Genomic DNA, 13702 nt, shown 5'->3' with positions numbered 1-13702 from the left:
TCGCGCCGGCCGGTGGCAGCGTGCGGGGGGCTATCCAGTTGCCCGACGCGTGCGGGATCGCGTTGCGCGATTCGGCTGGTGGCTCAATCCCACGGGGCGTCCGTGTCGGTCCGGAGCCGTTCGTGTCGCGGTCAATGCGTCGAACACTGCGCGTCGGCCTTCGGCAAAGGCGTTGCCCGTGCCGTGTCGAAATCGGCCTCGCGCGTCCCGGACGGCGTCAGCGACACGAAATGCATCGTCCCGCCGCGTGCCGTGAACCCGGCGATGCCGGTCGAGCCCCACGGAATCGGCGAGCGCTGCGCGCCGCTCACCGACATGCCGGTTGGCGAAAGCGCCAGCGTCAGCAGTCGTCCGTCGCGGGTCGGCACGTACGCATGCGTGCCGTCGACGGCGATCCCGGATTCCCGCACCGACGCGGGCAGGCAGTCGAGCGTCGCGAGGCGGCGGCCGTCCGGGTCGATCAGCGTCGCGACGCCGCGATTGTCCGCCGTCGTCGTGACGACGACGAAGCGGTCGATCGCCGGCACGTAGGCAGACGAATACACGTAGTACTGGATCGCGTCCCTCAGCGGCCCGAGCTTGTCGAGCTTCGCCGTGACCGGATCGAACATCGCGTATTCGAGCGTCGCATCCGTGCTGCCCTCGATGTATTTTTGCCAGACGAGCAGCGCGCGGTGCGGCGAGCCGGCGACCACCGGCCACCATTCTCGATGGTGCGGCGCGACCGGCACGTGATTCAGCACGCGTCCGTCGGCATCGTAGGTTTTCACGTAGACGCCGTTGCCGGTGCCGAGGTTGTCGACGCCGCCGCCGTCGATCCAGTCGGCGGAATAGAACACGACGAAGCGTTCGCCCACCGAGGCGACATGCCCGGAGTGACCGCCCGCCTCGACGTCGTTCGGGTAGGGCTTGATCGGCTTGAGGTCGCGCCGATAGACGCCATAGCGCTGGCTGACCTCCTGCGGCGCATTCCAGCCGTCCTCGAACGTGACGAAGATATCGCCGCGCGGATTCTGCGCGATCGACACGGGCTCCTGCGCTTCCGGACGGCTGATGAATGGATGGACGCGCAGCAGACGCGGCTTGCCCGGCAGCCATTCGCCGACGTACACGTCGTGCGGCCAGTTGCCGTTGCGCCGCGCGCCGCGCGGCACGATGCCGGAGCTGCTGAAGAACACCCAGCGCCGGCCGGCGCCTGCGTCGGCCACGCCGATTCCGTGCATGAAGCGCCGCGGGTCGCCGCTGTCCTGCGGCGATGCGGGCGCGTGCACGGTGACGGTGTGCACGACCGGCGTGCCGGCAAACGCGCGTGTCGGTGCCGCGACGGCGCAACACGCGCCGCAGAGTACGGTCGCGACACGCCACGCGGCGGCGCGCTCGCCCGCATGCGAGCGCACGGTGGCGACCTGCGTCGTGACCGGCCGTTGCATCATTCGACGGTGACCGATTTCGCAAGGTTGCGCGGCTTGTCGACGTCGGCGCCGCGCGCGCACCCGACGTGATACGCGAGCAGCTGCAACGGGATCACGTTGACGATCGGCGACAGCGCGTCGCCCGATTCGCGCACGCGGATCAGGTGCGTGTCGCGGTCGGCGTCGATCTCGAGATGATGGCCCGCGAGCACGTACAGCCGTCCGCCGCGTGCGCGCACCTCGGCCATGTTGGACTTCAGCTTCTGGAAAAGGCGGTCGTCCGGCGCGATCGTGACGACCGGCATCGCACTCGTGACGAGTGCGAGCGGGCCATGTTTCAGTTCGCCGGCCGGATAGCCTTCGGCATGGATGTACGACACTTCCTTGAGCTTCAACGCACCTTCCAGCGCGATCGGATAGTGAATGCCGCGCCCGAGGAACAGCGCGTTCTCGGTGCGCGCGAACTTCGCGGCCCAGCCCATGATCTGCGTTTCCAGGGCGAGTGCGTGACCGATGCGCGCTGGCAGTTCGTGCAGTTTCTTCAGGTGCATCGCGACATGCGCCGCATCGAGCCGGCCGCGTTGCTGCGCGAGCGTCAGCGTCAGCACGAACAGCGCGACGAGCTGCGTGGTGAACGCCTTGGTCGATGCGACGCCGAGCTCGATGCCGGCGCGTGTCAGGAAGCTGAGTGGCGCGCCGCGCGCGATCGAGCTGGTCGCCACGTTGCAGATCGCCATCGACAGATCCTGGCCCATCGCGCGCGCGCGCTCGATCGCGCCGATGGTGTCGGCGGTTTCGCCGGACTGCGAAATACCGACGACCAGCGTGCGCGGATCGGGCACGGTGTCGCGGTAGCGGTATTCGCTCGCGATCTCGACCTGCGCCGGAATGCCCGCGATGCCCTCGAGCCAGTATTTCGCCGTCAGGCCCGCGTAGTAGCTGGTGCCGCAGCCGAGCAGCAGCACGCTCCGGGTCTTCGACAGCAGCGCACGCGCGCTGTCGCTGCCGCCGAACAGCGCGGGCGAGATCGCGTCGATGCCATCGATCGTGGCGGCGATCGCCTTCGGCTGTTCGAAGATCTCCTTCTGCATGAAGTGCTGATACGGGCCGAGCGCGGCGTCGTTATCGCGCGCCTTGACCAGGCACAGCGGACGCTGTACCGCGCTCCCGATCGCGTCGACCACGTCGATGCGGTCCGGCGTGATCAGCGCGACGTCGCCGTCTTCCAGGTAGACGAAGCGGTCGGTCAGGTCGCCGAGCGCCGCGCAGTCCGACGCGAGGTAGTTCTGTTCGGCGCCGATGCCGATCACGAGCGGCGAGCCGGCGCGCGCGGCGACGAGGCGCTGGGGCTCGCGCGCGCTCAGCACCGCGATCGCATACGCGCCGTGCAGCCGCTTGACGGCATGCCTGACCGAATCGAACAGGTCGTCGCGATAGAGGCTGTGGATCAGGTGCGCGATCACCTCGGTGTCGGTCTCGCCGCGAAACGTGTAGCCGCGCTCCTTCAGTTCGGCGCGCAACGCATCGTGGTTTTCGATGATCCCGTTATGTACGACCGCGATCGTGTCGCCCGACATGATCGGATGCGCGTTCATTTCCGACGGCGCGCCGTGCGTCGCCCAGCGCGTGTGCGCGATGCACGTCTGCGCTTCGAGGCCCAGCGTCAGCACGCGGTCCTGCAGGTCCGCCACGCGCCGCAGCGTGCGTTCGCTGCGCAGGCGGCCTTCGTCCTGCACGGCGATGCCGCACGAATCGTAGCCGCGATACTCGAGTCGGCTCAGTGCATTGACCAGTTGCGGCACCTGATTGTGCAGGCCGCTTGCTCCGACGATTCCGCACATGATTCACCTCGTCTAAAGGAAGTTGCCGGCCGACGCGCGACACGCGACGGCGCGAATTCGGGAGCGGTGTCGCGTCGCGCGGCATGCATCGCGTCAGGCGCGGCGCGTCTCCGCTGACTTATTCGCGGGGCTGCGGCCCCGCGTGGGCTACCCATTCGATGCCGGAGATCGAGCCGTTCGCGTCGTGGGACGCGACGAGAATGCGCGTCGTGCGCCGCGCGCCGCGCCGGCGGGCGCCCGCGAGCGCGGTCGGTGGCACCGAGCGCGTCTTCACGCTGGCCGAGCGCCGCAGCATCTTCGATGCGCGCAACCGGTATGCGAGCGGATGCACGACGCGTCCCGCGATCAGCCACGTGACGATCGTGCCGGCGATCAGCGCGATGCTCGTCACGTAGAACACGATCTGCTCGATCGGCATCTCGGCCTGGTTGAACGGCAGCAGGTAGCGGTACGTGTAGATGCAGATCGACGCCCACACCCCCCCGACCAGCGCGGGCCGCACGAGGCGGAACCACGCGACGAGCACGGGCCCGACGACGCCGCCGTGTTCGGCGATCAGTTCGCTCGGGGCGCGCAGGGAAAGGTCAATAATCGGTGCGTTCTTCATGTTGAATGCCTCGGTCGGGACTGACCCAAACGGCGCGCTTGCCGCGGCCCCGCAATACGACGGCGGGCAGGGCGACGACGGTGGTGACCATGCTGATCAGCCAGAACGCGACGGGGTACCAGACGGTGTCAAGGAAATACATCAGGAGTTTTTCGTCGTAACGACGATCGATCATGCTGCCGACGATCAGCTGCAGGATGCAGGTCGCGACCAGCAGCATCCCGTGCCAGTGCGGCACCACGGACACATGCCAGTCCTGCGGAAGCGGGTAGACGACGTCGACCAGCGCGAGCAGCAGGATGAACGACATCGAATAGGCCCACGCGATGCCGATCAGATACTCGACGAACAACGGCCACATCATCATCTGCGTCGGTCGCGCGAGCGTGCCTGCGTACTTGAGCAGCACCTGGATGCCGCCCTTCGCCCAGCGCAGCCGCTGCCGGTAGAGCCCCTTCAGCGTCTCGGGCATCAGGATCCAGCTGAGCGCGTGCGGCTCGTACACGACGCGCCAGTCGCGGCACTGCAGTTTCCAGCTGATGTCGATGTCCTCGGTCAGCATGTCCGAGCTCCAGTAGCCGACATCGGCGAGTGCGGTCTTGCGGAACATCGTGATCACGCCCGACACCGTGAAGATGCGGCCGTACACCTGCTGCGTGCGCTTGATCAGCCCGACGATCGACGAGAATTCGCCGACCTGCATGCGCCCCAGCAGCGACGTGCGCGTGCGGATGCGTGGGTTGCCGGTGACCGCGCCGACGCCCGGATCCGTCAGGAAATGCTCGAGCATCCAGCCGATCGCGTCATGCGCGAGCAGCGCGTCGCCGTCGATGCAGAGCAGGTATTCCGCATTCGATACCGCCGCCGCGGTGGTGAGCCCGACCGCCTTGCCTTCGTTGCACGCGTGATGGATCACGAGCAGCCGCGGGATCTCGACGGCCAGCTCGTTGAGGATCTCGCCCGTGCGGTCCTTGCTGCCGTCGTTGACTGCGATGATGTCGTAGTTCGGGTAGTCCATCGCGTTCAGGTGGCGGATCACGCTGCGCGCGTTCGCCGCCTCGTTGAAGCACGGTACGACGATCGAGATCTTCGGGATGCCGCTCGCCGCGATCGTGCGCGTCGACAGCTCGCGGCCTTCCTCGAGCAGGAAGTAGTGAACGACGCCGCCGATCATCCACAGGTACGACATGAAGAACGGGTAGTAGAAGACGAAATCCTGCAGGCGCTGAATGATGTTGTGGGTGGTCATGGCGTCTTGGTTCCCTGCGCGTGCTGCATCTGCATCAGCGCGTTGATCGAGGTCGGATCGAGGCGCGACTTCAGCGACATCACGTCGCGCATCGCGTCGAGCTCCGGCTGGCCGTTCAGGAAGTTGTCCGGGTAGTAGCCGAAATTCACCGCGCCCTCGCTGCGCAGCCGCCGCATCTGCGCGAGCAGCGTGCGGGCCGGCACGTCCTTGTGCGCGTGCCAGTCGTACGACTGCAGCTCGAACACGGTGCGCTGCAGGCCACGCTGCTTCGCACGGACGGCACGCACGAGCTGGTCCAGCCAGCCTTCGGGATCCTTCGCCTGCTCCATGTACGGCATCGCCATCAGCGCGACGTAGTCGTAGTTGGCAAGGAAATCGTCGTAGTTCTGCGCGTACCACGCTTCCGACTCGGGCTTGAGCACCGGCATCGCGAAGATGTTGCGCGCGCTCAGCACGTCGCCCACGTTCTGGTGCGCCAGCACGATCTGTTCGAGCTGGTGTGTCAGGTCGATCAGGTAACGCGACTTCTGGCGCGTCCAGCGTTTCATCAGGTCGGGGTTCTCGCGGATCTTGCCGACGTCGGCCGGCAGCCCCCATTGCGAATAGGTCTGCAGCGCATGCCGGCCCGCATCCTCGTAGTCGTCGAGCACGGCGTCGTCGCTGAACAGGATGCCGCTGAACGACGCGTGCTTGCTGAGGTCCTCGTAGATCTGCTGGATCATCAGCCGCGCTTCCGGATCGAACGGGCTCAGCCGGAACACGCGGGTGCCGTTCTCGCGGGCCGGCGCGCCGCCGTATGCGCTGACGGCCTCGAGCCCCTGATGCTTGCCCGGCGGCGGCCGGAACGCGAGCACCGGCATCCACGCGTACACCTGCACGTTGGAGCGCGTGTTCAGCTGCCACGCGGCGCGCGAGAACAGGTCCGCGCGCATCGGCAGGTGCCGATTCGGGAAATACACCGCTTCGGCCACGCCCGTGCCTTTCGGGTCGGCACAGGCCTGCAGGTACACCGATTTCGGCTGCATCCGGTAGATGCGCTCGACCAGCTTGCCGAGATTCGCCTCCTGCCGCGCGGGATCGGGATCGTAGACCTGGTCGAGATCGACCTGCACGATGCGCTCGGGCACGTCGACGTCGCCGCGGTTGGACGCCGGCTCGCGCATCGAGCGCTCGAACCCGCCGATGTCGACGTCGTACATCATCAGGATCCGCCTCAGCCGGTCCAGCGGCACGTCCGGCGTATTCGGGCCGGCATCGAGGCTGAACTGGATGTCCATGCCGAGCGACGTCGATATCTTGCGCACGGGCTGGTTTTCCGCGCCGTATGGCCACACCATCGAGCGTGCAACGATGCCGGTGTGTTCGCGGATCTGCCGCACGCATGTCTGCAGGTCGTCGTGCACGCGTGCTTCGAATTCGGCGTCGGTTTCATAGCGCTTCTCGTTCTGCAGGTAGAGGTGGGACGTGGTCGCCGGCAACTCGTTGCCTTGCGGATTCGCGACCGCGCCGTGATGGAGGTTGTGGGTGTGGCAGCCGAGTTCGACGAGGTGCGACTGGCCGACCTTCTGCACCTCGTCCCACGACATGAAGTAGTCGCGCGGCACCTGGATCTTGTCGCTGATGCGGATCGGTGTATCCAGCGGCGCATCGATCCACGCCGTGACGATGCCCATCACGGCCGGATACTTGAAGCGTTCGAGCAGCGGCAGCACTTTCGTGTAGTGGCTGCGGTAGCCGTCGTCGAACGTGAGGAGCACCGCGCGCGGCGGCAGCGGCTTGCCGCCGTGCCGCGATTCCTCGATCTGCCTGACCGTGATGGTGTGGTAGTTGTTGGTCTGCAGCCATGAAAAGATCGCGGTCAGCGTGCCGGTGTCGACCGCGAATGGGTCGACCATCGCCGACGCGGAGGAAAACGACGCCATCAGGTTGTCGCGCACGTCATGCATGCAGATCACGCGAAACGTCTTGCCGTCGGCCGGGTCGGACGGCGGCAGCAGGTCGATCATCCGGGCGTTCGACACGCCCGGGAACAGCGAACAGGCGGCGAACGTGCCGAGGCATCCGCACATGAAGGTCCGTCTGGTTTGCATTCGCGATCTCCTTGCTAGAAAGGCAGGTTGACCGACATGAAGCCGGTTTCGGAGCGCTCGCGCTGGCCGTCGTACGCGTGGCTGCTGACTTCGACGCCATAGCTCAGCGTGATGTCGTGCTTGAACGTCCACGCGTGCTCGAGGCGCGCGCTCCACAGCGGGCTGGTGCCGAAGCCGCGCTCGTTGTACACGCCGCCCGACACCGATACGCGCTGCTGCAGCGCCATGTCGCCCTTCTTCCACAGCATCAGCTGGTGCATGACTGTCGCGGCGGCCGCATAGTCGCGGCCCGGGCTGAAGTAGGGCGCGTCCTGGCGCGTGTTGCTGTCGGTGCCGAGGTCCAGCGATACGTTGACGAGCTGGTTGGCGGTCGTATACACGCGCTGCGTGGCGGTTGCCGAGATCTCCTGGTGCAGGTTCGAATCGCTGTAGCGGCTCACGCCGTAGCTGAGCTTGACCTCGCGACGGTCGTTCTGCCTGTACACGACCGAGACGTTCGCGGAGCGGCCCCAGATGTGCGCGGCATACGCCTTCCACGGCAGCGAGTTGTCGTTGGTGTCGAGCCCGGCGCTGACCGTCCAGTAGTCGTTCAGCGCGTACGCGATCGACCCGCGGCCGCCGGTTCGGCCGTCCGAGCCGAACGAGTGCGTGACTTCGCCCTGCACGGTGAGCGGCCCGTGCCGGTAGTCGCCGCCGACACCCGTGCGCGTGCGGCTGACGTTGCCGGAGTCGGTCTGCGCGTAGCCGAAGAACGTGTGCGAGAAGACGCGCCAGTTGTCGCCGAACGGTTGCGAGTACACATAGCTGTCCGACGTGAAGCTGTTGTCGGCCAGCGCGCCGTTGCCGTGCTCGTAACTCAGGTCGGTCGTGAACACGGGGCTGCGGTATGCCTTGTAGTCGCGCTTGAAACCGCGCACGGCGCCGCTGTCCGGAAATACGTCGTCCAGAGTCTGGTCGACGTACTTCGCGGTCGCGTAGTCGTCCGCCGTGAGCGCCGCGCGGCCGAGGCCCGCCAGCATTTCGACGCTGTCCGGGTGGTCGGTCAGCGAAGCGCGATACATCGCGATCGCCTGGCGCGGATGCGCCTGGCCCGACACCGCGTCGGCATGCGCGGCACGGATCTCCGCGTTGAACGGCACCTGCTGCTCGAGCTGCTCGAGCGCGGCGATCCCTTCGTCGACGCGGCCTGTGTAAATCAGGTATTGCGCGCGCAGCCGGTAGTAGCGCAGAAAGTCGCTTTCTTCCGGACCGTAGTTGCGCACCTCCTTGGCCGGCGGCAGCGACTTGCCGATGTCGTCGAGCACCTGCTGCGCGTCCGCCGCGCGTCCCTGGTCGACGTACGACCAGAACAGCCCTTCGCGCAGTTCGATCGGACGCGTGCGCGCGCCGTACTGGAAGCCGCGGGTCGCGCGGTCGGTCGGCGCCGCGGTCGCCTGCTGCAACGCGCGCTGGTACACGGCGTTCGCGTTGGCCGGTTCGCTCAGGTAGAGGTAGGCGTCGCCGACGGCCGCCAGCGCGTCGATCGAGATCTCCGCGTCGGGCGGAATCGTCTCGAACGTCGCGACGGCCGTCTTCATGTCGCCGCGCGCTGCAAGGGCGACGGTGCGGTCGCCCGCGAGCGCCGTCCTGACCGGCGAATAATCGGGCGTGGCCGGCATCCGCTTGTCGAGGTCGTCCGCCGCGCGCAGCGCGCTGTCGAGGCCGTCGAAGCGGTCGGAACTCGTCATCGAGCGGGATTTGTCACGTCCGCCGCGCACCTGCTGGCGAATCGCCAGTTCTTCCAGTTGTGCGACGTCGACGGCGGAGAACGCATCGGGCCGTGCCTTCGCTTCTTCGAGCGCCTTGATCGCGCCGCCGCCCGCCGCGAGGCCGAACACGTCGTTGCGCACGGTCGCGACGTCGGCGGTACGCAGGTTCGGCGCCTGCGCATTCGGCGTTTCGACGTCGGGGCCTTGCGATCGTTGCGTCGGTTCGCCGGGCAGCTGGACGCCGGGCGTCTGTGAATTCGGCGCCTGGGACGACGGGGGCGGCGAGCCCGGTGTCTGGGTAACGGGCGCAGGCGAGCCCGGCATCGGGGTGCCGGAGGCCTGCGCGGTTTGCGTCGGCGCATTCGGCGGCGCGGTGGTTGCGGCCTGCGCAGGTTGCGGCGGCTCCGGCGAGTGCGCGACCGGGACGGATGAACTGGACGCAGGTGTGCCGGGCGTTGTCGCCGTAGTTTGCACGGGTGTTTCGGGCGGCTGCGGGTTCGCGGCTTGCGCGATCCCGATCGGCGCGTCCGATGCATGCGCGACGGGTGCCGGCGCGTTTGACGGCGTGGTGTCGGATGCCTGGGTCGGCTGCATCGGGGCACTCGGCGTCGGTTCGGCCGGTGGCGGCCTGCTCTGCGGCGTGGTATCGATCGCCTGGGCGATCTGGATCGGCACGCTCGACGGCTGCGCGCCCGGCGCCGGTTCGCTCGGCTGCGCGACGTCCGGGTTCACCACGACCGTGGTCGGCATCGTCTGCGGTTGCGCATCCGACGCTTGCGCGATCTGCATCGACGCATCCGATGCCTGCGCGATGGGCGTCGGCGCTTGCGGGGGCAGGGCGCTCCGACCCTGGGCGACCTGCGGCGACGCCGCCGTCGGTTGCATGTCGGGCGACAGCGCATCCGGCGCGCCGCGGGCGCCGGCGATTTCGCTCGCGCCGCCCGGTTCCGCGTCGCCTTCGGCGGCAAGGCAGGAGCCGGACGCAACGAGCAGCAACAGCAATGGCGCATGCAGGAGGATCCGTCGGTTGGGCGGAGCGGCGATGGTGCATTGTTGTCTACGATTGTTGGCCACGATGTCTCCTCACTCTGAAGCGATCACATCGGTTGCACGCCCGGCGACGCCCGGTTCACAGGCGATTGCGGATCGCTTGTCCGAGCAGCGCGCGAGATTCGCTATTCGTCGGGTCGATGGCGAGCGCGTGGCTCGCGTTCTGCTCCACGCAATTCCATTCGTCGACCCGTGCGCACCAGCGCGCCCGGGCCAGTGCGCGTGCGCCTTCCAGTTCGTCGTGCGTGATGCTGGTGGCCTCTATGTGCGCCGAATCGGCGATATACGATTGCGGCTGCCGTCGCGGCGTGCGGTCGGTGTGTTTTTCCGTGCGCGCCAGCGTCTGCGAACGCGACGTCCGGTGCGTGTCGCCGGGGCGCGCCGCGCGGCCGCTGGCCGCGAGCGTCGTGGACGGCACGTGCGCGGAGTGCGGGTGTTTCGCGGCGGCGCGGGCGGTCGTTCCTGGCGGCACGGCCGGTGCTGCCGCGGCCGACACGGCAGGCGTTGCCGACGCATACCGCGTGCCCGGCACGGCAGGTGTAACCGGCTCGGCCTGCGCGATGGTCGACGCCGTGTCGGAGGCGTTGGCCGTGGCGGTCGCGATGGCCTCGCGATACTTTCCGACGGCGGTGCCGATCATGCCGGCGATGTCGTGCGTCATGGTTGCATGGCCGACTTCCGCGTCGCGCTGGACGTACGCAAAGCCGCCAAAGATCGCGGCAAACGCAATGATGCTGAGCGCCGCATTCTTTCCGGGGCCCCAGGCAGGTTTCGGCTGACGGTTGGGCGAGCCGTCCGGTCGTTCTGCACGAGTCATTCAATCCTCCTCGATTCGACGGATTGCAATGCACGAAGCGAGCACGTGCCAGCGCCACGCGGATTCGACTGACGTTCACCACCGCAACTGCGTGGCGAGTGCGCCCGTTTCGACGACCGCGAACTGGGTGGCGCCCTGATAAGTCCCTTCGACCCGATAACTGGCATCGGGCACGCTGAACAGGCAGCGTGGCCCCGTTGCCTTGAATTCGACGAGCACGCGTCCATGCCGTCGCAGCCGCACCTGCACGTTCGACAGCGGTTGCCCGCTGGCGCCCGATACGAACGAAACACCGAGGTTGTAAGGACGGCCGTCGGGGGGAAGCGGCGCCGTACCGTCGATTCGCGCGTCGCCGCAGATATACGAAATCACGTATCGGCCGGAGCCGGGGTCGGACGCGGGTGCCGGGGCCTGGGTCTGTGCCACGGCATTGATGCAGAGTGCGGATACGGCGATGCCGAAGAGCGGGCGAGCATGCTGTTCAAACGAGGAAGACATTGCAACCTCCATCCGAAATCGCTGGGAGCGCATTTATTCCGATTTGAAATTGGCGACGTTCTTTTCGCGACATGGTATTGATACACGATGGATTTTGAACAAACAACCGCGTGTGGCCCGAATGGGACATGCTTTAAATGTCCTATTTAAATGGGATTTGTTATAATTCGACAAAATGAATTGAAACTGAACAAAGTCGATATTGCCGGACATGAAATTTGCTCACCGGTCGCAATGACCATTTCGCAAATTTGAGACGTAAGTGGTATCGAAGTTTGTGCCGAAAAATAACGACTGATAAAAGGAAGACTTGCCTCCGCCATCGAGGCATCACGATGAATCATGGAACGTGTGGTCAGGTAAATCGAAAGGGCTGGTATGACGTTTTTGGCGATAATGTCGTTACATGAAAATCGAAACTTTTGATGTGATGTGTAACGGCGTATTTCCATCATGCGAGTCGGCAATTTACTCGGATTCGCAAACGTTTGGCAGTATTGCGGAATTGATCGAGCGTACGGAACGTATATTGAAGACGAATCGGGATAATAAAATGGTTCGCGATGGCGAAAATGGAATACGGGAGCGCCGCGCGGATTGCATCCGCGCGGCGCTCCGGCGAGTCGGGCGATGAGGGAAGGGTGTTACCGGCTGCCGCCGGCGCTGCGGCGCGCGATGCGCACGGCCGGCTCGATCGACTGCTCGGCCGCACGCGTGCCGTCGGCCGCGACGCGCGGGCGGTTCATGATGTAGGTCCACAACTGTTCGGCCGCGAGCCCGCGCTTGCGCGCGGACCGGTACAGGCGAATCTCGAGCTCGGTGATCCAGTCCGCCGAGCCCGCACGAACGAGCGAACCATCCGCGAGCTCTTTCGCCACGCAGCTTTCGGGTAGCCAGCCGATGCCGTGCCCGGCCACGACCATCCCCTTCAACGCCTCGGACATGTGCGTCTCGAAGCACCGGTGCAGCGCATACGATTCGGACGCATTCAGCAGCAGCATCTCGACGACGTTCCCGAGGAACGCACCCGACGAATACGCGAGGAGCGGCAGCGGCGCGTCCGGCGTGCCGGGCAGTTCGAATACCGGCTTGCCGCGTGCGTCGGGCGTCGACACCGGCAGGATCCGCTCGACGCCGAGCGTGACGAACGGGAAGTGGTTCGGATCGAGCACGATCGGCAGTTGCGGATGGTGATAGCCGAGCAGCAGGTCGCATTCACCTTCGACGAGTTGCTGCACGCCTTCGGGCACGTTCACCGCGTTCACGCGCGCGGTCACGTGGCCGACTTCGCCGTTCAACTGCTTGAGCCATTCGGGGAACAGCGTGAACACGAGCGTATGCGCGACGGCGAAGCGCACGACCTGGTCGCTTGCCGCGAACTGGTCGTAGCCGTTCACGAGGTTGCGTGCCGCATACATGCTGCGCAGGATGTCCGCGGCCAGCCCGCGGAACATCTGCCCGGCCGGCGTCAGCGTGATCGGGTTGATGCTGCGGTCGACCAGCTTCGCATCCATCCATGTTTCGAGTGCGGCGATTCGTCTGCTGAATGCCGACTGCGTGAGGTGCCGATGACGCGCGGCCCGGGAAAAGCTCTTGGTATCCGCAAGGCTCAGGAAATCTTCCAGCCACTTTGCTTCCATGTTGATCTTCGCTTTTTATAGTCGGCGCCGGAAGGCGGCGGCGCCATTTCACTGAACCGGTTTTGTAGCGTACCGCGCCTCGCGCATCGGAGCCGATGTTTTTTTTCGATCGGTGTCAGTCGAAATATGCATGGGCGTTGTCGGCGGTATTACGGCTACATACGGTTGAGGTGCCGGACCCGGCTAACTGGTTAGTTCACCGCGTCGAACTGCCCGACTTGCCGCAGACGGTACTTCCCCCCAGGGCCGGCCGCGCACCTGCGCGCGCCGGCTCGCCTTTCCGCTATTCCGCCCGGGCAACCGAAGGATGTGGCGCAATCCCCGTCGCGGTGCAGGGCGGGCCGCCGCAACGGGCCGCCGACGCCGCGTCGCGTTTCGCTGCGGTGCGGCAAAACCGGGCGGGAAGGTGGCGGGGCGCGGGCGACCGCACGGCGGCGGGAAGCCCTGCCGACGCGGGCGCGGGACCGCTGCCGGCCGGCAGCGCGGTAATCGAGGCGGCGCGCCGGGCGGGGAAGGAATGGTGCAGTGCAGATTGCACAGTCGTGACACGCAGGGGAACTATGTTTGACAGGCGCGGTGCAGCAGAAGCCGTGCGCGGGCATGGCACGCCTCTGGCGCGTCCTGCGTCGCGCGCATCGCACCATCATGGTGCGGCATGCCGCGGGGGCGTGCCGGCTGCGCGACAAAGGGGGGAACCTGAGGGGATATCGCAAGGCACGTTCCTTGCAAGGCAGTCAATACGCCGGTCCG

At 66.4% G+C, this 13702-nt stretch carries 9 protein-coding genes; all 9 read right to left on the bottom strand.

Annotated elements, in window-relative coordinates:
• Positions 1-131: 131 nt before the first annotated feature.
• Complete coding sequence (locus WS66_RS07865) at positions 132-1430, bottom strand: hypothetical protein (RefSeq protein ID WP_082729067.1); 1299 nt, start codon at positions 1428-1430, stop codon at positions 132-134.
• Positions 1430-3253, bottom strand: a complete 1824-nt coding sequence (gene glmS, locus WS66_RS07860) for a glutamine--fructose-6-phosphate transaminase (isomerizing) (protein ID WP_059607800.1) — start codon at positions 3251-3253, stop codon at positions 1430-1432. Before glmS ends, WS66_RS07865 begins: the two co-directional genes overlap by 1 nt.
• A 118-nt stretch (positions 3254-3371) precedes the next feature.
• Complete coding sequence (locus WS66_RS07855; RefSeq protein ID WP_059607801.1) at positions 3372-3860, bottom strand: hypothetical protein; 489 nt, start codon at positions 3858-3860, stop codon at positions 3372-3374.
• Positions 3838-5109 (bottom strand): poly-beta-1,6-N-acetyl-D-glucosamine synthase, encoded by a 1272-nt coding sequence (gene pgaC / locus WS66_RS07850; RefSeq protein ID WP_059607802.1) that lies wholly within the window; start codon positions 5107-5109, stop codon positions 3838-3840. Before pgaC ends, WS66_RS07855 begins: the two co-directional genes overlap by 23 nt.
• Positions 5106-7199 carry a poly-beta-1,6-N-acetyl-D-glucosamine N-deacetylase PgaB gene (gene pgaB / locus WS66_RS07845; protein ID WP_059607803.1) on the bottom strand — a complete coding sequence of 698 codons (2094 nt, stop codon included), beginning with the start codon at positions 7197-7199 and terminating at the stop codon, positions 5106-5108. Before pgaB ends, pgaC begins: the two co-directional genes overlap by 4 nt.
• A 14-nt stretch (positions 7200-7213) precedes the next feature.
• Positions 7214-10021, bottom strand: coding sequence for a poly-beta-1,6 N-acetyl-D-glucosamine export porin PgaA (gene pgaA, locus WS66_RS07840; RefSeq protein ID WP_059607804.1), 2808 nt, complete (start codon positions 10019-10021; stop codon positions 7214-7216).
• Between the two features lie 55 nt (positions 10022-10076).
• Positions 10077-10814 (bottom strand): hypothetical protein, encoded by a 738-nt coding sequence (locus tag WS66_RS07835; RefSeq protein ID WP_059607805.1) that lies wholly within the window; start codon positions 10812-10814, stop codon positions 10077-10079.
• Positions 10815-10889: 75 nt separating this feature from the next.
• Positions 10890-11312, bottom strand: a complete 423-nt coding sequence (locus WS66_RS07830) for a hypothetical protein (RefSeq protein WP_059607854.1) — start codon at positions 11310-11312, stop codon at positions 10890-10892.
• Positions 11313-11956: 644 nt separating this feature from the next.
• Positions 11957-12952 (bottom strand): LysR substrate-binding domain-containing protein, encoded by a 996-nt coding sequence (locus WS66_RS07825; RefSeq protein WP_059607806.1) that lies wholly within the window; start codon positions 12950-12952, stop codon positions 11957-11959.
• Positions 12953-13702: the final 750 nt, after the last annotated feature.

The sequence above is a fragment of the Burkholderia sp. LA-2-3-30-S1-D2 genome (assembly GCF_001523915.2).
Lineage (GTDB): Bacteria > Pseudomonadota > Gammaproteobacteria > Burkholderiales > Burkholderiaceae > Burkholderia > Burkholderia diffusa.
This window is presented reverse-complemented; position numbering and strand designations above follow the sequence as displayed.